Annotated in this window: 11 protein-coding genes and 1 pseudogene; 5 read left to right on the top strand and 7 right to left on the bottom strand. The window is 66.9% G+C overall.

Annotated features, from left to right (window positions below; translation table 11 throughout):
• Positions 1 to 164: 164 nt before the first annotated feature.
• The 3 genes from IPG61_16725 to IPG61_16715 all read right to left on the bottom strand — a co-directional run bounded on the left by IPG61_16725 (position 165) and on the right by IPG61_16715 (position 4991).
• A complete protein-coding gene (locus IPG61_16725; GenBank protein ID MBK6735684.1) occupies positions 165 to 713 on the bottom strand; it encodes an MOSC domain-containing protein in 549 nt (182 codons plus the stop codon).
• A 193-nt stretch (positions 714 to 906) separates the two neighbouring features.
• On the bottom strand, positions 907 to 4035 hold the full coding sequence (locus tag IPG61_16720) for an efflux RND transporter permease subunit (GenBank protein MBK6735683.1): 3129 nt from the start codon (positions 4033 to 4035) through the stop codon (positions 907 to 909).
• Positions 4035 to 4991: an efflux RND transporter periplasmic adaptor subunit gene (locus IPG61_16715; protein ID MBK6735682.1), complete on the bottom strand. Its 957-nt coding sequence runs from the start codon at positions 4989 to 4991 to the stop codon at positions 4035 to 4037. Before IPG61_16715 ends, IPG61_16720 begins: the two co-directional genes overlap by 1 nt.
• A gap of 403 nt (positions 4992 to 5394) precedes the next feature.
• On the opposite strand from IPG61_16715, the gene IPG61_16710 reads away from it, so the two are divergent.
• From IPG61_16710 to IPG61_16700, 3 genes are all read left to right on the top strand, one after another.
• The gene (locus IPG61_16710) at positions 5395 to 7182 is read left to right on the top strand and encodes an SLC13 family permease (protein ID MBK6735681.1); all 1788 of its coding nucleotides are present in this window, start codon (positions 5395 to 5397) and stop codon (positions 7180 to 7182) included.
• Between the two features lie 70 nt (positions 7183 to 7252).
• Entirely contained in the window at positions 7253 to 7999 is a 747-nt protein-coding gene (locus IPG61_16705; GenBank protein ID MBK6735680.1) for an HAD family hydrolase, read from the top strand.
• 128 nt (positions 8000 to 8127) lie between these two features.
• Positions 8128 to 9258 (top strand): hypothetical protein, encoded by a 1131-nt coding sequence (locus tag IPG61_16700; protein MBK6735679.1) that lies wholly within the window; start codon positions 8128 to 8130, stop codon positions 9256 to 9258.
• Between the two features lie 35 nt (positions 9259 to 9293).
• Here the strand turns inward: IPG61_16700 and IPG61_16695 are convergent, their stop codons facing one another.
• Positions 9294 to 10397, bottom strand: a complete 1104-nt coding sequence (locus IPG61_16695) for a hypothetical protein (GenBank protein ID MBK6735678.1) — start codon at positions 10395 to 10397, stop codon at positions 9294 to 9296.
• Positions 10398 to 10549: 152 nt separating this feature from the next.
• Complete coding sequence (locus IPG61_16690; protein MBK6735677.1) at positions 10550 to 11629, bottom strand: T9SS type A sorting domain-containing protein; 1080 nt, start codon at positions 11627 to 11629, stop codon at positions 10550 to 10552.
• 418 nt (positions 11630 to 12047) lie between these two features.
• Here IPG61_16690 and IPG61_16685 point away from each other — a divergent pair, with 418 nt between their 5' ends.
• Together IPG61_16685 and IPG61_16680 are read left to right on the top strand one after the other, a co-directional pair.
• Positions 12048 to 12500 carry a cache domain-containing protein gene (locus IPG61_16685; GenBank protein ID MBK6735676.1) on the top strand — a complete coding sequence of 151 codons (453 nt, stop codon included), beginning with the start codon at positions 12048 to 12050 and terminating at the stop codon, positions 12498 to 12500.
• 69 nt (positions 12501 to 12569) lie between these two features.
• Positions 12570 to 14072 carry a HAMP domain-containing protein gene (locus tag IPG61_16680; protein MBK6735675.1) on the top strand — a complete coding sequence of 501 codons (1503 nt, stop codon included), beginning with the start codon at positions 12570 to 12572 and terminating at the stop codon, positions 14070 to 14072.
• Between the two features lie 50 nt (positions 14073 to 14122).
• Here the strand turns inward: IPG61_16680 and IPG61_16675 are convergent.
• Both IPG61_16675 and IPG61_16670 read right to left on the bottom strand, forming a co-directional pair.
• A pseudogene (locus IPG61_16675) lies at positions 14123 to 16763 on the bottom strand (cytochrome C).
• A 1-nt stretch (position 16764) separates the two neighbouring features.
• Positions 16765 to 17829, bottom strand: a complete 1065-nt coding sequence (locus IPG61_16670) for a hypothetical protein (GenBank protein ID MBK6735674.1) — start codon at positions 17827 to 17829, stop codon at positions 16765 to 16767.
• Positions 17830 to 17938 lie beyond the last annotated feature (109 nt).

Genomic DNA, 17938 nt, shown 5'->3' with positions numbered 1-17938 from the left:
GGGCCGAACGGGATCAACGAGTACTACATCGATGATTTCATCTTCGACGATGAACGGTTACTGGCCGCCGACTACTGCGACAGGAACATTGTCCCGGGAATGAACATCCCGGGCTATCCTGCGCGAACACGGGATGGTGTCGACGCGCGCTGGCGCCGGCAGCGTCAGCGCCCCGCATGCAGGAATATGGACTGTCCGACAGTCAGCCGTCCGGTGCGGATGACCGTGCCATAGATTCCTGCGTTGTTCTGGTTTATCCGTACGATGGCCTTCATCACTTCCGGATCGCGACCTGCCGAGTCGGGATCAAGGTTCACCATCGAACAGCGAAGATCGCGCATCGTGACACTGATGGCGGCGGCGTCATCGCCTTCGCCGAATGAAAGCACGCCGCCCAGCCAGGCATCCTCCTGGAAGGGGACCGGACTCGGCAAGTGAACCACCAGATTCGGGCGAAAACGTCGGGTGTCGAGGCTGTGTCCGGCAAGGCGACCGATCTCGCGCACCGTTGCAGACGCGATCACGGAGACGCTCGCTTCATCGAAGATGCCGTGCTTCATCTTCATCATCTGCACGGGTGTCCCACAGCGGTTGCCGACCTCCGCGGCCAGTTCATCCCCGAAAACAGGCAACACTTCGCCATCGGGCGTGCGAACGTGCGTCGGGAGATCGTCCTGGGCGTTGTCCTCGTGTCGATACGGAGAATACAGCAACAGCTCGGGCAGTCTGCTGGCTGACAGCCAGGGGAAGTCGCTGCGGTCCTCAATGCGCCGGAATGCCAGGCGCCTGTCACCACTGAAGCCTTACCACCCCAGATGGGCGGCATCGAGAGTCTCGCCGCCCATCGATTTCACGGGATACCGGTAGATCGCCTCTACGTGTCCGATCTCCACGCTCATCTCCTTGTCACACAGCGCCGGTCAGGAAGCGACGCAGTCGCACGGACGTCGCATCGACGATCAGGTAGACACATGGCACCACCAGCAGCGTCAGCAGCGTCGAGACCGTCAGGCCGCCCACCACGGTGATCGCCAGGGGTTGCATCAACTCCGAGCCTTCGCCCAGTCCCAGCGCCAGCGGCAGCATGCCGAAGACGGTGGTCAGCGTCGTCATGAGAATGGGGCGCAGTCGCGCCGAACCGGCGGCCAGCGCCGCTTCGTGCAGCGGAAGTCCGCGGTCCTGCCGCGCGTCGTTGATGTACTGTACCAGCAGGATCGCGTTGTTGACCACGATGCCGGCCAGGAGGATCACGCCCAGCAGCACCGGCGCGCTGAGCGGCGTGCCGGTCAGCCATAACGTGAGGCCGACCCCGATCAGCGCCAGCGGGATGGAAACCATGATCACGAGCGGACCGCTCACGCTCTCGTACTGCACCGCCATGACCACGAAGACCAGGAACACCGCCAGCAGGGTGACGATCATCAGGCTGCGCTGGTTCTCTCGGGCGGCCTGTTCCTCGCCGCCGAAGATGAGCGCGTAGCCTTCGGGCAGCTCCATGTCGGCCAGGGCCGCACGCGCGTTGCGGCTGGCCTCGCCGATGTTGGTCGCGGTCTCATCCACATCGGCCGTGACCCGCAGTTGCCGGTTCTGGTTCACGCGCAGGATCGTGGTGGGGCCGGTGCCGAGGTTCAGGTCGGCGATATCGCGCAGGTAGACCGGTTGTTGGCGACCCGGGAACAGGGCGATGGAGCCCAGTTGCTCCGGGCTCGTGAGCGTTTCGCGCGGCAGGCGCACGCGGATGTCGTACTCGTTGTTGCGGTCGGTGAAGCGGCTGACGACGGTGCCGTCCAGCGCCGTGCGAACCGTCTGCCCGACCTGCGCCACGTCCAGTCCCAGGTCGGCCGCCCGCTGACGGTCGATCTCGATGCCGAGCTGGGGGCTGGCCTCTTCCGTGGAAAGCTCGATGCGCGACAGCCCGGCTACGCCGCGCAGGCGCCGCTGCGCCTCCTCGCCAAGGCGCTGCAGCATGGCCAGGTCGTCACCCTGCACTGAAACGGCCACGTCGCTGTCCGCCAGGTTGGTGCGCAGGCCGCGGATCCGCGGCGGCCGCACGAAGATCTGGTCGCCGGGGACGCCCAGCTGGTCGATCTTCTGTTGCATCCGGGCCACCCACACGGAGGCGGGCATGTCGCGGCGCGACGAGGCGGGGGAAAGCTGGATGGCCAGCGAACCGCGACCACCGCGCGCGGTCGTGGCGCCGCCGAACAGGAAACCGCCCGCAGTGGTGAAGACGTGCTGCACGTGCGGCATCTCCTTCGCCAGTTCCTCGATGCGGCCGACTATCTCGTTCGTATGCTCGGGCGACGTGCCCGGCGGCATGCGTACCTGCACGGTGACGTTGCCGTCGTCGACGGTAGGCAGGAACTCGTTGCCGGCGCCGCGCATGAGCAGCGCGACGGCCAGTAGCGTGGCGAAAGAGATGCCCACGACGAGCCAGCGCGCGCGCAGCGCCCCGGACAAAACATTGCGGTACCAGGCCGTGAACCGCTGCAGGCCGCGGTCGAAGCCGACGATGACCGGATTGTGCTCCAGATGACTGGTGAAGCGGATCTTCGCGAGCTGTGCCGACAGCATGGGCACCAGCGTGAGCGCCACGCCGAGCGACGCCACGATCGCGAACGAGATCGTCAGGATCAGTTCGCGGAAGATGAGGGCCGCCAGGCCGGTGATCAGCAGGAACGGCACCACGGCAGCCAGGTTCGTCAGCGTGGAGGCGACGATGGCCGACTCCACTTCGGCGCCGCCGCTGTGGGCGGCGGCTTCCGGGTCGTCGATGCCCATCCGGCGGTGGCGGAAGATGTTCTCGAGCATCACGATGCTGTTGTCGACCAGAAGTCCGACACCGAGCGCCAGGCCACCCAGGCTCATGATGTTCAGGGTCAGTCGCCCGAGTCCCATCATGGCGAACGTACCCAGGACAGCCAGGGGGATGGCCAGTCCGATGATGACCGTCTTGCGCAGGCTGCCCAGGAACAGCAGCACCGCGACCATGGCCAGCAGCGCGCCGATCAGCGCCGCGTCGCGCACGCCCGAGATGGCGTTGCGGATGAAGAACGACTGGTCTGCCACGACTTCATAGTGGATGTCGTCGGGCACGAAGCGCGATTCGTCCAGGGAGGCCAGACGGGCGGCAACAGCTTCGGCAACAGCAACGGTGTTCGCGTCGGGCTGCTTGCGGACCGACAGCTTCACCGCCGGCACGCCGTTCAGCCGCGCCCACAGCCGCTGCTCCTGGTGCGTATCGGTGATCTCGGCGACTTCATGCAGGGGCACGCGTGATGTGCTGCCCGGCACGGGCAGCAGCACGGCGCGGATGTCATCCACCGACTGGAACTTGCCGGCCGTCTTGCCCACGATCTCGAAGCTGGGCGAGGTGACGTTGCCGACGGCGATGTCCTGGTTCTCGGCGCGGATGTGCGTCAGGACGTCCGAAATGGTGAGGCCGTACGAACGCAGGCGCTCCTGGTCCAGGGTCACCCGGATCTCGCGGATGAGGCCACCCGCCACGTCGATCGCGGCCACTCCCTCAATGGACAACAACTGGGGCTGCAGGCGCAGGTCGACCCAGTTGCGCAGATCGACCAGATCCCGCGTCGGCGAGCTGAAGCCCACCTCGAACACCGGGATCTGCGACGGGTCGAACTTGCGGATAATAGGGGCTTCGGCGTCGATCGGCAGTCGCGAGCGGGCGCGGTCCAGGTTCTTGGACGCGTCCTGCAGGGCGAAATTGATGTCGGTGCCGTAGTTGAAATGCAGGTCGAGGTCGGCGCTGCCCTCGGTGGTTGTACTCTCGAGTTCGGTCACGCCTTCGGTCGTGGCCAGGTTCCGCTCGAGGATCTTGGTGACCTGCTCCTCCAGCACCTCCGGTGCCACGCCAGGGTAGCTGACCTGGGCCCGCACCTGCGGGTAGATGATCTGGGGCAGCAGGTCGAGCGGCAGCTGTCCGGCGTAGAACAGGCCCACCACGACGACTACCGAAGAGACGGCCAGCACGCCGATGGGCCGCCGGATGGAATGTCCGGGCAGGCTGCTCATCAGGCACCCCCGGCGGCGGCATCGCTGACGCGGACGGCCGTTCCCGGCCGCAGGTTAAGGTGCCCCGAGCCGACCACGCGCGCGCCTTCCGGCAGTCCGTCGGTGATCTCGATCCAGCCCGCGGTCGTCAGCCCCGTGGTCACGTCGCGCCGCCGGACCGTATCGGCCTCGACCACGTAGACGAACGAGCCGGCGTCGGAGACGCCGACGGCCGTCACCGGGACGGCTAGCACACCCAGGCGGGTGTCCAGCTCGAACTCGACGCGCGCCAGGAAGCCGGGACGCACGACCAGGCCGGCGGGCACCGGATCAAGGGCCACCTCGACCGGAACCAGGCGGCTGGCCGGATCGGCGCTGGGGAAGACGCGCCGGATGCGGCCGCTGAGCCGCGCCTCCGGATAGGCGTCCAGCAGCACGTCGGCTTGTCGTCCCGTCTCGAGGTGAACCACGTCCAATTCGGAGACCTGGACGCGCACGACCATGACGGCATCATCGGCAATCGCGAACAGTGCCGCGTTCGTGGCCACCGAACTGCCTCGCTCGACGCGCTTGACCGTAATGGTGCCCGACACCGGTGCCGTGATGCGGCTGAACGCCACCCTCGTGCGCCATAGGTCGACGTCCGCGCGTGCGATGCCGAACGACGACCGGAGGGCGTCAAGTTCGGAATCGGAAACCAGATCCTCTGCCTGCAGGCTTTCGGCGCGACGGAACGCCGTCTCGGCGTTGGCCAGCACTGCCTCGGCACGGGCCAGTTGGGCGGTCGTCTCACGGGCGTCGATCTGCGCCAGCACCTGTCCGGCCCGCACGCGGTCGCCCTCCTCGACCAGCACCGATTCCAGGATACCCGCCGACTGGGCGTTGACCGACACAAGGCGCAGTGGTTCAAGCGGACCGGTCACGGTCACGGTGCGGGCCAGGTCGCGCGGCATGGCCTGCACGACCGCGACCGGCACCGGGGCACCGGACCTTCGAGCGCCCCCGCCCGGTCCGGCCTTCGCGCCTTCGGACCGGGAACAGCCGCTGGCGGACATGGCCGCCAAGGCCAGGCAAAGCAGTCCCGTGGAAATCGATGCTCGCATATTCAAACTGGCCTTTCGTCTGGTTCCGGACATGATAGACTCGGCCTGATCGAAGGGGAACTGCCCGTCGGGAAGAAGAGCAGGAAACTCCGGTGGCTGCCCTTGAGATCCCGTGAATACGCTTTGATCAGGCGAATTCACGAATGGCGGACACACAGGTCCCGAATGGCCGTTGGTTGAGAATGGCTTACTGTGCAGGTCCGGCTTTGAAAACCGACCTATCGGGGACCCAACAGCTGGTTCGGCCCGATCATCCCCTTACTCTGGAGCCCGCCCGATGACCCTGGACATGGCAATGGTCCTGACCCTGCTTGCGGCCACGGTGACGCTCTTCGTCACCGAGAAGCTGCGGGTCGACCTTGTCGCCATGCTCCTGATGAGCGCCCTGCTCCTGACCGGGCTGGTCTCGCCCGAGGAGGGCGTCGCGGGCTTCGCAAATCCGGCCACGGTGACTGTTGCCGCGATGTTCGTCATCTCGGCCGGACTGTCCCGTACCGGCGCCGTCGCGGTCCTGGGCCGTGCGTCGGCACGCGTGTTCACGTGGAACCTGTGGGCCGGCCTGGTCGTGATGATGGTCAGCGTCGGCCTGCTGTCGGCGTTCATGAACAATACGCCGATCGTCGCCATCTTCATGCCCATCATGCTGTCGGTGGCCGCGGCCATCCGCGTCAGCCCCTCGAAGCTGCTGATGCCCCTGTCGTTCGCATCGATGTTCGGCGGTGTCTGCACGCTCATCGGGACTTCCACCAACCTGCTGGTCAGCTCCGTGGCCGAGCGGCACGGCTTTGCGCCGTTCGGCATGTTCGAGTTCACCCCGCTCGGGCTGGTGATGTTCCTGGTGGGTACGGTGTACATGGTACTGGCCATGCGCTGGATCCCCAGCCGGGGCCGCGTGCAGGAATTGACCCGGGAATACGGCATGAGCCGCTACATGACCGAAATCGAGTTGCTTGATGACGCCGTCTCGATCGGAATCCCACTCGGCGAAAGTCCCCTCGTCAAGGAGACAGCCGTCGAAGTGCTGGAGATCAACCGCCAGGGCCAGCGGATCTTCAGGCCTCATGCCCTTACGGTTCTCCAGGCCGGGGACGTCCTGAGGGTGATGTGCGACGTCGATCGCATCAAGTCGCTTGCCGAGCGCCAGGGCGTCCGGTTGAAGCCGAGCCGGGCAAACGGTGATGCGATCGAAGGCGACTCCACGCTGCTGGTCGAAGCGGTGGTGGCGCCCGGTTCGGAGCTGGTCGGCGAAACCCTGAAGACCGCGAACTTCCGCAATACCTACGGGGCCAACGTGGTCGCGCTGCGTCACCGCGGCACCGTGCTTCACGAGAAGCTGGGAGGGACCGCGCTCCTGGGCGGCGACGTGCTGTTGATCGAGGTGGACAGCGACCATCTCGACGTCCTGCGCAACCACGAAGCCTTCGTCATGATCACCGAAGTCGCCCAACCGGAGTTCCGGCAGGGGAAGGCGGTGCTGGCGACGGTCATCGTGGCCGCCGTCGTCATCACGGCTTCGACGAGTATCCTGCCGGTCCTGGTCAGCGCGGTGGCCGGTGCGGCGCTGCTGGTCCTCACCGGCTGCCTGCACGCCGAAGAGGCGTACCATGCCATCGAGTGGAAAGTGATCTTCCTGCTGGCCGGCACCCTGGGGCTGGGCGTGGCGCTGGAGAATTCGGGCGCTGCGCGGTTCCTCTCGGAAATGCTGATCCGCACAGCCTCCACGCTGGGGCCGACGGCGGTCATCTCCGCCCTCTACCTCGTGACGACGCTTCTGACCGCGTTCATGTCCAACAACGCCACCGCCGTGCTGATGGCGCCGATCGCCATCGGCGCCAGCCAGATCCTCGGTGTTGACCCGCGGCCGCTGTTGATGGCCGTCATGTTCGCGGCCTCGGCCAGCTTCGCCACGCCGGTGGGCTACCAGACCAACACGATGATCTACGGCGTGGGCAAGTACCGCTTCAAGGACTTCCTGCGCATCGGTACGCCGCTCAACCTGCTCTTCTGGCTGCTGGCGACGCTGCTGATCCCGGTCTTCTGGCCGTTGACGCCGCTGGCGGGCTAGGACGGAGACGCGTGGCGGTAAAGATCAGTTGGGGTCGGCCGTGCGCCCTCTTTCGGTAATGCGAGGCATCGTGACCTACCCACCCCGCGAATCGCTGCCGAAGGTCATGCTGTTCGACCTGGACGACACCATCGTGGACTACTCGCGCCTTGCCCGCGAATCATGGACCGAGGTCTGCGCAGAGTTCTCCGCCGCCGGCGCCACGCCCTTCGATCCCGCTGCGATGGTCACTACGATCAAGGCTGTCAGCGACTGGTTCTGGGGCGACGAGGAACGGTTTCGCGTGGGGCGCCTGGACCTCGACCAGGCGAGACGCACGGTCTGCCGGTACGCTCTGGAGAGAACCGGCATCGACGATGGCACGCTGGCCGATGCCATGGGCAACGCCTATGCCCGTAAGCGCGACGAGGCCTACTGCCTCCTGCCCGGGGCCCGCGAAACCCTTGAGATCCTGCGCGCACTCGGGGTGCCCCTCGGGTTGATCACGAACGGAGGGGCGGAGAAGCAACGGGGCAAGATCGGACGTTTCGACCTGGGCCGGTTCTTCCAGCTCATCGTCGTCGAGTCGGAATTCGGCGCGGGGAAGCCCGACCTTCGCGTCTATCGCCACGCCCTCGAGTTCTTCGCGGTGGCGCCGGGTGACGCCAGCATGGTCGGCGACAACCTGGAGTGGGATGTCGCAGCGCCGCAGGCCCTCGGCATCCAGGGTATCTGGCACGACTACCGGGGCAAGGGGCTTCCCGACGGCACGCTGGTGAGGCCGGATCGGATCGTGCGCTCGATTGGCGAACTGGTCGGGTTGTCTCCGCCCGCCTGATTGCCCGCGGGACAGGGGCAGGGGCCTGCGCGCCGCGACCGTCGCGGCATTTTTTGCGCGCGTTCCTGTTCCGCTCGACTATACTTGCCCCGTCACACACCACCCCCTCACGCAAAGGCGCGCCCCCCATGCCATTGGAGCGCTTCTACGCCACGCTCGGCGTCGGCGTCGAACAACTCGTCAGTGCGGAACTGGAAGCCCTCGGCATCCGGGTGGCCCGTGTCGAGCCGGGGCGCGCCCGCTTCGAGGGCGACCTCGATGACGCCTGGAAGGCCCTGATCCACCTGCGCTGTGCCTCGCGGGTCGTGCGCGAACTCTACTTCTGCGAGGTCAAGCGGGAGGAGGACATCTATGACGTCGTCCACTCGCTGGACTGGCCCCGCTGGCTGACGCCCGAGACGACGTTCAAGGTGACGTTCAACGTGCACTCGTCGCTGCTGCGCAGCCCGCGCTTCGGCATGTACCGGATCAAGGATGCGATCTGCGACCGGATGGTGGAGCTGGTCGGCCAGCGACCTTCTGTCGACACGGAGGCGGGCGACGTCCACGTGGTCTGCTACCTGGAGAACCGTCGCTTCTCGGTTGGGCTGGACGGCGCCGGATCACCGCTGCACATGCGCGGCTACCGGGTGGCGCAGCACGAGAGCCCGCTGCGCGAGCACCTGGCCGCAGCCATGGTGCTGCAATCGCGCTGGGAGCCGGGAGCGCCGTTGCACGACCCGTTCTGCGGCTCGGCGACGATCCTGACCGAGGCGGCGCTGATCGCCACGCGCACGCCGCCCACACACTGGCGCACGCGCTTCGCCTGCATGGCCTGGCCCGACTTCGACGCGGCGCAGTTCGCCGCGCTGCGCGCCGAGGCCGAGGCGGCCATCCTGCCGACAAGCGGCCTGCGCCTAAGTGGCGCGGACGTGTCACCGAAGTGGCTCGAGGTCGCGCGCGCCAACGTGGCATCGGCCGGGTTCGCCGACGTCATCGCGCTGCATGTGCGCGACGTGGCCGCCATGACGCTCGAGCCCGGCTCCTGGGTGGTGACCAACCCGCCTTACGGGGTGCGCGTGGGCGACGAGGCGAAGTACGCGCCGGTCTGGCAGTCCTTCAAGGACCGCCTGCTGGAGCACCCGGGCACCAGCGTGGCGGTGCTCGGCGCCGCCGAGACGGTCGAGAAGGGACTCCGCCTGAAGCCGTTCAAGCGCAACCGCCTGAACAACGGCTCGATCCCCTGCGTGCTGGCGCAGTACCGGATCGGGGAGCGTTAGCGGTTGCCGTTCGGCACTGCCGACACGCAGACGCGTCAACAATCCACCCATCCCGCCTCGATCGAGTGATCGATCACGAGAACCACCAGGTAGGCGACGTAATAGCTCGATTTGGCCCGCGCGAAGGCGGCCGTTTCGTGGTCGAAGAAGCACTCGTAGTCGCAGGCGAGCGATTCGATTTCCGCGTACGTCTCGCATATGCGCATGAAGCCGAAGGCCTGGATCAGCAGATTGGGCCCGGTCTCGACGAAGTAGAGCTCGATCAGCCAGGCCTCGAAGTTCAGCGACAGGTAGCGGACGTACTCGTCGAAGTACTGTGCCGTCGTGACGTCGCAGGTGCCGCAGACCCCGCCCAGGCTGTTCTGGAACGCGCGAACGTCCTCCGCGCGCGCGTCACGCACCGCCGCGAACAGGTCACGGACCCGGATCAGGTTCGCGCAGTTCATCGAAAGATCTTCCGCGATGATGGAGTCGTAGAGCGAACGCAGCTCGTCCTGCACCTCGAGCCAGCGTCCGGAGCCCTGGGCTTCGGCCAGGGCGGGCGCCAGGTAGAGGTCGAAGTCCACGTCGTAGAGCGAGATCTTGCCCCAGGTCCACAGGGGGCGGTGATGGCAGGTGCGCACGGTGATCGTGGAGTCGGTCGCGGCAACCGGCAGCACCACGCGCCAGCGTTCCACCGTGTCGTCGTAGTGCCAGGCGGCGAAGATCTCGTCATCGGCGCAGACGAGATCGCGCAGGGGAAACGTGATCTCCAGGTCGAGTGAGTCGGGCGCCTCCACGTAGTTGCCGTGTGCGTCGGAGCGTCCGATCTCCAGGCGCAGCGAACCGGAGAGCCAGCCCGCATAGCCCTCGATGCCGTCGGGGAAGTTCGGCGTCGTGAAGGTGGTCTCGTAGCCGGGGAAGACGCCGTAGCATTGTTCCCAGGCGAGCGGCGCCACGGTGATGCCGACGCCGTGGAGGTCGGAGGTGGTGTCGGTCACGGCGATGCTGCCGCCCGCGGGTCCGATGCCGTCGGGGCAGTCGCCATCGTCGGGTGGTTCCGCCTCGTCGCCGCAGCCGGTCATGGTCACCGCGGCCAGGCAGAACAGCGTCGTCGCCAGTGACAAGCATGTCGCATGAGCCGCTCTCGGGTACCGCATTGGCACCCCTTTCTCCGGCCGCCCGGGCTGCAACACTGATTGTAGACCTGTTGATAACACGGAGTCAATGGCCGTCGACATGCGGAGCCGGCAAGGGGCCAAGAGCGCAACACGCGTCAGGGCAGGCAGTTAAACGAACGGGATTGTCTGGACTACTTCAACATGACCACCGACCGCAGCGCCACGCCGCCATCCGCGGTCAATCGGCAGTAGTACTTGCCCGAGGCCAGCTGGCGTCCGCTGTCGTCGCGGCCGTCCCAGTTGACGACGTGGTCGCCGGCATCATGGGCGACATTCGACAGCAGGTGTCGGATACGGCGCCCGGAGATGTCGTGTACCGCCAGGTCGACCACGGCCGCGGCGTCCAGGTTGAAACGGAACTGCGTGTGCGGATTAAAGGGATTGGGGTAGGCCTCGATCTGCAGCGACGTGGCGGCGATCGGCACGTCGGGCACAGCCGAAGGCACCTCGTCGCAGGCCGGACCGGCGCCACCGGGGTCGTCGCAGAGGTAGACGTCCATCGCCACCAGCCCGTCGACATGGGCGATGAAATCGGCCGGCGCCGTCATGCAGCCGAGGATGCAGATGGCCTGTGTCGTGTAGTTGATCAGCGTGGTCGAGTAGGAACCAGCCAGCGAATAAGTGTCCGGGCCGACGGTGATCTCCGTTGAGGATTGGCCGGCGTGCACGCGCGGCCAGAAAAAATCGCGCTCAATGGTTCCGGTGTAATCGACGATGGCGTTGGAATCGCCGAAGGCGGCGGCTGAGACGCCGTTGACCGGCTGCAACGAACCAGGCAGGCCGCCGAGCCGCGAGGCCAGCAGGTGGCCATCGCTGGCGATCACCACCCGGAACGGCGTCCCGCTGGGTCCCTTGACATAGACGTCGACGATCAGGCGATTGGTATTGTAGAGAAAAGCGCCGGTGCGGGCGGTCACGTCGATGGCGGTGTTCACATCGGCCCGGAAGACGCCACCCGACGCCACGATGGATGTAGCGATGGAAGAAACAGCGCCGTTGACGAGAACCGTATCGCGCGCTGCGGCGAAGCCCATCGCCGTGCCCGAATAGTCGCTGTCCTGCCAGACAACAATGTCATTGGCGAACGGTCCGTACTTGAAGGTGTGATCGAGGTGGACGTCGTAGTAGACATCGCCCGGTGCGGCCACCTGGGACTTTGCCGGAGCGGCCGTGACACAGTATGTGAACAGCAGAACGACGGCGGCCGCCATTGGAAGAACGCCGCGCCGGGTAACAGGGCGCGATCCGGAAAACAGACTGGCCATCACGATGGTCACCTCCGCGAACGGGGACGCGGGTACGGGGAGCTCGCGGAGGCTAGGCGAAGTCGCGAGCGCGATACAAGATAGGATCGCACTTAGATGGTGTTATGGTCGGCCCGTACGTTCCAGACCGGAAGATCCTTCCCGGTCACGACTTGCTCTCGATCGTCAGTCGATGCCCCGGCGGAGCGCGGGCGGCGCCGCCATCGTGTTTGCTGCCAACGCACTCCGTGATCAACTCGCCACATCCGTGCAGGTACTGCCAGTGACGCCGCCGCCGTGGCACGTGAAATGCCAAATGGCGCCAGGGCGCGTCCGCACGCGCGGGTGCCCACAACTCTCTACAGGTTCCCACGGAGGTGGATCGATGAAGAAGATCCTGGTGATGGCGATCGCCTTGTTCGTGTTCCTGGCGCCCGTGCTGGCTGCCGGCGCCGAAACCCCGCAGCAGGAGGCCAAGGGCCTGGTCGAGGCCGCCGCTGCGTTCCTGAAAGCCAATGGCAAGGAAGCGACGCTGGCCGAGTGCAACAAGGCCGGCGGCCAGTTCGACAAGGGCGATCTCTACGTGTTCGCGTACGACATGACGGCCACCATCGTGGCGCATCCGAAGAACCCGAAGCTGGTCGGGAAGAACCTCATGGAAGTGCCCGACACCGACGGCAAGCTCTTCCGCAAGGAGATCGTGGCCACGGCGAAGGCCTCGGGGTTCGGCTGGGTGGACTACAAGTACCTGAATCCCGAGAGCAAGAAGGTCGAAGCCAAGACGACGTTCCTGCAGATGGCGGGCGACATCGTGCTCTGCTGCGGAACCTACAAGTAGACGATTGACGCCGGCAGGGTCGCGGGCCCTGCCGGCACACAGACTCCTGATGACGGAAGGCGCCGCCTCATGAACCGGATGTTCAACAACGTGTCCGTGGCAAGGAAGCTGTTGACGCTGCCGCTCATCGTGGTGGTTTCGATGGCAGGACTGGTGGCGCTGGCGTACGTGGGGTTCGCTCGCCAGTCGGCGGCAACCGACGACCTCTACAACAACCGCTTCATCGGCTACCAGAACTGCTCGCGTGTCGTCAACGACGTCAATGTCGTGCACCGCAATATCTACAAGGTGCTGGGGCTTGCGGCTGCGAATGCCGACGCCTCGATCATTGAGAAGCTCGCGACGGAGCAGTTGGCCGCGCTCGATGCGACGCAGAAGTTCGCCACGGAGCTGCTCGCGCAGGAATCGCTTCTCGACGAGGAGCGCGCGCTGCTCGGATCCGCCGTCGAGAAGCTGGCGCCCTACCATGACCAGGCCTCCATGACGCTCGACATGGCCCAGACGGACTTTTCCGTGGCTCTCACCTTCATGGTCGGCGCCGACAACAGCTTCCAGACCCTGCACGAGGACCTGTCCGCGCTGCAGGCGCTCGAGGACAAGCTCGGCCGGGAGAACCACGCCGGCTTGAAGACCGGCTTCCGCGTGATGCTGGTCACGTTCATCCTCGTCGCCGCCGTCATCGGCGTCTTTACGACGCTGGTCAGCCTGCTGATCACGCGCATGATCTCGCGGCGCCTTCGCGAGACGATGGGCGTCATCGGTCGCGTCGCCGATGGCGACCTCACGTACGAGATCGCCGACGCTTCCGGCGACGAACTGGGACGGCTCGCCCAGTCGGTCGACACGATGCGCGCCAGGATGGGCGCCGCCGTGGGCGAGTCGAAGGGCATCGCGCACCACCTGGCTGATGCGGCCACGGCCCAGGCCGCAGCGCTGGAGCAGACGGCCGCCTCGCTCGACGAACTGGAATCGATGACGCGCCGGAATGCCGACAGCACGGGCGAGGCGAACCGCCTGCTTGCCGAGGCCAACGGCATCATCACGCAGGCCAACCGCTCGATGGCCCAGCTGGCCGTCTCCACGAAGGAGATCGCCGAGGCCAGCCTGCGGACGCAGAACGTCGTCAAGAGCATCGACGAGATCGCCTTCCAGACGAACCTGCTGGCCCTGAACGCGGCGGTGGAGGCGGCCCGCGCCGGCCAGGCCGGGGCGGGCTTCGCCGTCGTCGCCGAGGAAGTGCGCAACCTCGCCCGCCGGGCCACCCAGTCGGCGCAAAGCACGTCCGGGCTGATCGAGGATACGATGCAGAAGGTCCACGACGGGGAGCGCCTGGCCGAGGCCACGCGGACCGACTTCGACGCCGTCGCCGTGGCGGCGGATCGCGTCGTGGCGCTCATGTCCGGCATCGCCGGCGCCACGCGTGAGCAGTCGGAGGGTATCGGGCAGATCAGCCGGGCCGTGAACGAGATGAACGATGTCGTGCAGCGCAATGTCACGGCATCGGCTGAACTGTCGGCGGCGATGTCTGTCTTCCGCACCGGAGCGGCGGAGGATGAGTACGTCGAGCGATAGTTCACCCCCGGATAGCATCGTCCCGCCACAGATCGGTTCGTCGGTCCGCATTACGAAGCACCTCCCAGCATATTGGCGTGGTGGACCGAATCTTCCATGTCCTGCTGGTGGCACACGGCGCAGTTGCCGCCCCCCCCGATCGGACGCCGGTTTCCCTGGTACTGCAGCGGTTGGATGTTGTCGCGATCGCTGCCCCAGATGCGGTCCTGCGCCGGGTAGGTGGCGTGCGTCGGGCCGTGGCAGGCCAGGCAGGCGACCGTTCCACTGTCGTCGCGGCGTTCGCGGAAGAGCCCTTCCTTGCCGGCGGTCCAGTGGTTGAACGCCGCCAGTTCGGCCGGCGCCTCGAAGTCCGCATGACAGCCCAGGCAGTCGGGCTGCTGCAGCCAGGGCGTCCGCCCGACGATGTCCGCGAGCGACGCTACCGCCCGCGGTGCCAGGTGGTCCATCAGGCGCTGCGCGCCGGGCTTGCCCGCATCATGTTCCGCCTTCAGGAGCGACAACGCGTGATCCTCAAGCGCGCCGTGGCAGTCCGTGCAGTCGAGGCTGCCGGCATGGCCGTCGCGCAGGCAGCCGGTGGGGCCGTCCGGGTCGGCGGGATGGCAAAGGGCGCAGGCATCGGCGCCGCGACCGCGCAGGTAGTTCGCGTGCCAGCCGTGGATGGCCGCCGACAGGTTCAGTTGTCCCGGTTCGCCGGCGCGACCCACTGCCGGATCCGCGTGGCAGGATCCGCACAGTCGCGGTTCGCCGCGATCGGCGCCGCGCAGGAGGTCGGTGCCGCTGTGCTTGTCGTGGATCGCGAGAATGGCGCGGCTGGTCGCTTCGGTGAAGCCGGCCACGCCGTCGATGCGCCAGCCGCCACCATGGCATCGCCCGCAACCCATCTCGGTGGAGGTGGGCGCAACCATGCGGGTGCGCGCCAACACCTCGCCCGTCGCGGCGTCCCTGGCTTCGATCGTGAACAGCGGGTACGGATGGTAGCGGCCGTTGCGATAGGGAACCACCGGGACGGCGGCGGCGGTGAACAGGCCCCCCGCCTCATCCGTCGCCATCTGCCCGCTCACGCGATGGCCGGCAAGGCCGGTACCCGGCTCCAGGTCGACACCGAAGTTGGCGCGCGCGAATTCCCAGAAACGGACGTCACGCTCGGGCTGCTCGAATCCCGGTTCCACGGCATAGCTGACCACTACGCCGTCGGTCACCACCTCGGGCGTCGGACCGCGGCGGATGAGCTGCGCGTGCAGTTCGTTGGCCGGCGGCAGGATCACGAACCACGGATCGCTGTCGGTCAGGCAGTGCATGCCCATGCTGCCCCAGGCCAGGAGCACCCAGGCGTCGTTGGCCGCCGAGAACGGCGGGATCCCGACGGCCGCGTCCGGCGGCGGCGAAAGCGTCGGCGGCTCATCCGGCTGCCGCCCGTGCAGCCCACGCGCGATATAGGCCGCCACGGCGGCGCGCTCGGCCCGCGTGCCGGCGAACGGCGGCATGTAGGGAACCACCGAGCCCTGACCGGCGAGCTGGCTCTCCAGGCCTGCTTCGGGCAGCCCGGCCGTCACCGGCAGGATGTCGTTGAGCGGCCCGCCGATCGAGTGGCACGGTGCGCACTGGAAGCGGAAGATCTCGCGGCCGGCCGCGGCGGGGTCGTCGGCCGCGACGGCCTTCGCCGCGGTCCAGCGCGCGGTGGCCAGGAAGCCGTCGGCATCAGCCGTGGCCACGTCGGCCGGTCTCAGGCCGGTCGAATAGATTGCCCCGTGGATGACCCACGGCCGCCGGCCACCCTCGCGCACGAACTCGAAGCTGCCCAGATGTGCGAAGCCGACCGCCATGACGACCCACGCCAATGGCCGGTTGGCCAGCCGGGGCAGGCGCGCCATCATCAACAAGGCCAGCACGAGCAGCACTGGCGACAGCCGCAGGAACCAGGCAAGGTAGGGAACCACCTCGCGAGCACGGCCGAGCACCATGCCCCGCTGCGGGTCCGGCAGTGCCTGGACGTACCACCACGCCGCCAGCGCCATCGGCACGACGCCCGCCAGCAGCCAGGTCGCGCTCCACCGCACGGCGCGCGCGGAACACCTCGTCGCGCTGGTGCACGGCGGTCAGCAGCCCGAACATGCCCGCGATCATCAGCGCCAGTATCGTGCGCATGACCAGCGACGGCAGGAAAGACGGGTTGAAGAACCCCGCCCAGAAGCCGCCGCCCTGCAGCCAGCCGCCTGGGGTGAGCATGAACCCGATGATGCCGTTGATGAGGAACAGGCTTAGCCAGGCGAAGACGAAGTAGTACCAGCCGATGATGACGTGCTCGCGCGCCCGCATGCGCCCGAACGTGTAGTGGTAGATGAACAACGCCACGATCTCGGCCGCAAAACACACCCACTCGGCAGCCCAGCCGAAGACGAACGTGTGGATCAGTTCCGACGTGGCGCCCGGGCTCAGCAGTGCGATGGTCCACCAGATGCCGACGCCCGAGAGGCCGCCGAAGACCATCGTCAGCAGCAGGAAGAAGCGAGTGTGGCCCTTGACGTAGGCCAGGAGCTGGTCGTCGCGTGTGCGCAGGGCGCGCTGCTCGGTCAGGACCAGCCACAGCCCGCCGCCGACGGCGAAGTGTGACACGAACACATGCGTGATCGCCACCAGCGCGATCCAGAAGCCGCCGCCGGTCGCCAGGAGTTCCCAGGACGGGTAGTTCATCTCAGGCCTCCTTCCCGGCGCGCGATGCCAGCCTGAGCATGTGGGTTACCGCAACGGCTCCTGCCGCCAGCACCGCCAGGAAGAACACGAGGGGCGAGATCTCGGGGCGCATCGCCAGGTCAGCCGTTCGGAAGTACGGCGACAGGTAGCCGGCCCGGACGATTTCGCGCATGACGGCCATCACAGCCATCAGGACGAGCGTGAAGCCGATGGTGGACTTCAGTCGCCCGCGGAAAGCCGCGATGATCGCGGCCGCCGTCAGCGCGAAACCCAGCGTCAGCAGCGCCGTTGCGAGGGGAGAGCCGCCCATGAACATCCGCCGGACATCATGGCGCAATGCCAACAGCCACCAGCTGCCGAGTACAACCTGGACAAGCGTTGCCCAGGCGAACCAGCGCAGGCCTTCGCGGGCGAGTCCGTTCGCGGACTGCTCGCCCCGCCGGGACTTTCGCGACGCGAACCCGGCCAGCGCGAGACCCGCCACCGCCAGCGAACCGCACACCATGTGCAGCCAGCGCGGCCACAGCGTCGGCTCGGAGAGATCCAGCAGCGAACCGTCCGGGCGGGCGAAGTAGGCCCCCCAACGATCCGGGGACACGGCCAGCGTCCAGTTGGCCGTGAACAGCAGGCTGATGAAGAGCAGCAGGACGGCGGCGGTCCCGATCAGCATCTGGCGCATGGCGGTGCCGGCGGAAAAGCGGGCACGCCACGCATAGACCGCGTAGTAGGCGACGATCAGCAGCGCGATGACCGACAGCCACCAGCGCGCCATCAGGATGCTGCTCGTGTAGACGAACTGCCCGTGCAGCACCTGGAGGAAGAGCAGAGGCGCCACGCCCGCGTTGACCGCGAAAGCCACGGTGAAGGGCAGCTTCGTGGAGACTTCGTGCGAGACAGCCAAGCCGCCTCCGGTGCGGAAGCCGCGCACGAAGGCAATGATCGCACCGCCCAGCATTGCGTTCATGAACAGCAGGTGCAGCAGGAACGTGAGGGTGAGCAGGACCTGGAACCAGCCCCAGTGCACGGGAATGGCGTCGGCGGCGGGGATGAGGGCGGTGGGGTCCATGCGATTCCTCCTGATGGGCAGCTTGTGCGGCGACCTCCTGCCAGCGGCGGCCACGAATGAGACTAGGCCCAATGGAGCGGTGCGAGAAGTGGGAAAACCCCGCAATTCA

Source organism: bacterium (genome assembly GCA_016703265.1).
In the GTDB taxonomy this organism is placed as follows: Bacteria; Krumholzibacteriota; Krumholzibacteriia; order LZORAL124-64-63; family LZORAL124-64-63; genus CAINDZ01.
The sequence above is the reverse complement of the archived record's forward strand: the minus strand, read 5'-3'. Positions and strand labels throughout refer to the sequence as shown.

What these genes read in the sequence shown, in the direction of transcription:
- IPG61_16720 (MBK6735683.1), bottom strand. Translation starts at nt 4,035, where the DNA reads ATGAGCAGCCTGCCCGGACATTCCATCCGGCGGCCCATCGGCGTGCTG.
- IPG61_16710 (MBK6735681.1), top strand. Translation starts at nt 5,395, where the DNA reads ATGACCCTGGACATGGCAATGGTCCTGACCCTGCTTGCGGCCACGGTG.
- IPG61_16700 (MBK6735679.1), top strand. Translation starts at nt 8,128, where the DNA reads ATGCCATTGGAGCGCTTCTACGCCACGCTCGGCGTCGGCGTCGAACAA.
- IPG61_16695 (MBK6735678.1), bottom strand. Translation starts at nt 10,397, where the DNA reads ATGCGGTACCCGAGAGCGGCTCATGCGACATGCTTGTCACTGGCGACG.
- IPG61_16690 (MBK6735677.1), bottom strand. Translation starts at nt 11,629, where the DNA reads ATGGCGGCCGCCGTCGTTCTGCTGTTCACATACTGTGTCACGGCCGCT.
- IPG61_16685 (MBK6735676.1), top strand. Translation starts at nt 12,048, where the DNA reads ATGAAGAAGATCCTGGTGATGGCGATCGCCTTGTTCGTGTTCCTGGCG.
- IPG61_16680 (MBK6735675.1), top strand. Translation starts at nt 12,570, where the DNA reads ATGAACCGGATGTTCAACAACGTGTCCGTGGCAAGGAAGCTGTTGACG.
- IPG61_16670 (MBK6735674.1), bottom strand. Translation starts at nt 17,829, where the DNA reads ATGGACCCCACCGCCCTCATCCCCGCCGCCGACGCCATTCCCGTGCAC.